The organism is Nocardioides sp. CPCC 206348, assembly GCF_048654705.1.
GTDB lineage: Bacteria > Actinomycetota > Actinomycetes > Propionibacteriales > Nocardioidaceae > Nocardioides.
In genome coordinates, this window is record NZ_JBMCZA010000045.1 from 1 (window position 1) to 1,516 (window position 1,516).

Below are 1,516 nucleotides of genomic sequence, written 5' to 3' on the forward strand. Positions count from 1 at the left end.
CCGGAGCTCGCACCGCCCGAGGCCGACGACGATCCGTCGGTGTTCTCGCCAGCGCTGATCGAGTCGCCCAGGAATTCCTTGGTCAGGCGCCGGTCGGTGCGCGCCAGGCGCCACAGCTTCCGGACCTCGGACGTCCACTCGACGCGACCCGGCTGGGCCGTGGAGTAGACCCACGGCGTCGTGACGAACGAGATGTTGTCCAGCCCGATGCCGTTGAACGACGCGGCGATGTCGGCGAGCTGGGCGATGTTCTCGAAGTCTGTCTTGAGCGAGCTGGTCGTGGCGTTGATGAACTTGGTGAGCTTGACCGGCTGCGCGAGGGTGTCCGCGCCGACGGCCTTGCTGATCATGGAGGCCATGAACGCCTGCTGGCGCTTGATCCGCTGCGGGTCCGTGCCGTCACCGATGTGCCGGACCCGGACGTAGCTGAGGGCCTGCTGGCCCTTGATCTCGCGGGTGCCGGCCTTCAGCGTGATGCCGTGCTCCTCGTCCTCGATGTCCTCGGGGATGCAGACCTCAACGCCACCCAGGGCGTCGACCATGTCCTTGAAGCCGTTGAAGTCGACGACGATGTAGTTGTCGACGCGGATCCCGGTGAGCTGCTCGACCTGCCGGATCGTGCAGGCCGGTCCGCCGACGGCGTACGCGGCGTTCCACTGCGCGGCCGCCTGGGCGGGGATGACGGCCCCGCCCTTCTTGTAGCACTCGGGCCGGTCGATGACGGTGTCGCGCGGGATCGAGATCCCGTAGGCGAACTTCCGGTCGGCCGAGAGGTGGAAGAGGATCGTGGTGTCCGACCCACCGCCACCTTCGCCGTCGATGTCGTTGCCCTTGCCGGAGCGGGTGTCGTCACCCATCACCAGGATGTTCATGGGGCCGGTGGCGACCTTCTCGGGTCGGTCGGTGCCCAGTTGCGCGGAGAGGTTCTCGCGGTCGAGGTTGCCGTTCCAGTTGTTGTAGAGCAGCACCACGCCGACGCCGGTCGCCAGCCCCAGCGCCAGCAGGCTGCTCAGGATCACCTTGAAGACGACCTTGCCCGGCTGCGGGGCCTTGCGCCGACCACCGCCGCGACCGCCGCGGGCGGACTTGGGACGGCGTTCGGCGCGTGACGTGGCGACCCGACGGGCTCCGCCCGGCGGGCTCTGCTCACCCACCATCGGGCGAATGCGTTCGTCCTGCGTCATCGATCACCTGGTCGTGCGGCCGCCTCGGGGCGGGACTGCGGATTTCTTCCGGTGCTTCCGAGAGCAACCGCCGGCGCTTCCTCGCGCCGGACCCACCGTACGGTCCGGGCCAAGGCCCGGCGGTGGATCCACCCATTCTCCCCGCTCAGCGGCCACGGACCCAATCCGCTTCGCGCGCGACCATCCCGACCTGACAAGATGGTCCACCGCCGCCCCAGTAGCTCAGTGGATAGAGCAGCCGCCTCCTAAGCGAAAGGTCGCAAGTTCGACTCTTGCCTGGGGCACCCGTTCTTGTGTGTTGTCTCGGTTGAGGGTTGACGGTTCACCTTCGG

Annotated in this window: 1 protein-coding gene and 1 tRNA gene; one reads left to right on the forward strand and one right to left on the reverse strand. The window is 68.0% G+C overall.

What is annotated here, in order from left to right; all coding sequences use genetic code 11:
• Nucleotides 1–1,184, reverse strand: a 1,184-nt coding sequence (locus ACOADB_RS01560; protein WP_378596155.1) for an LCP family protein, incomplete at its 3' end; no start/stop codon positions are given.
• Between the two features lie 211 nt (nt 1,185–1,395).
• On the opposite strand from ACOADB_RS01560, the gene ACOADB_RS01565 reads away from it, so the two are divergent.
• Nucleotides 1,396–1,468: transfer RNA gene (locus ACOADB_RS01565), tRNA-Arg, on the forward strand.
• Nucleotides 1,469–1,516: the final 48 nt, after the last annotated feature.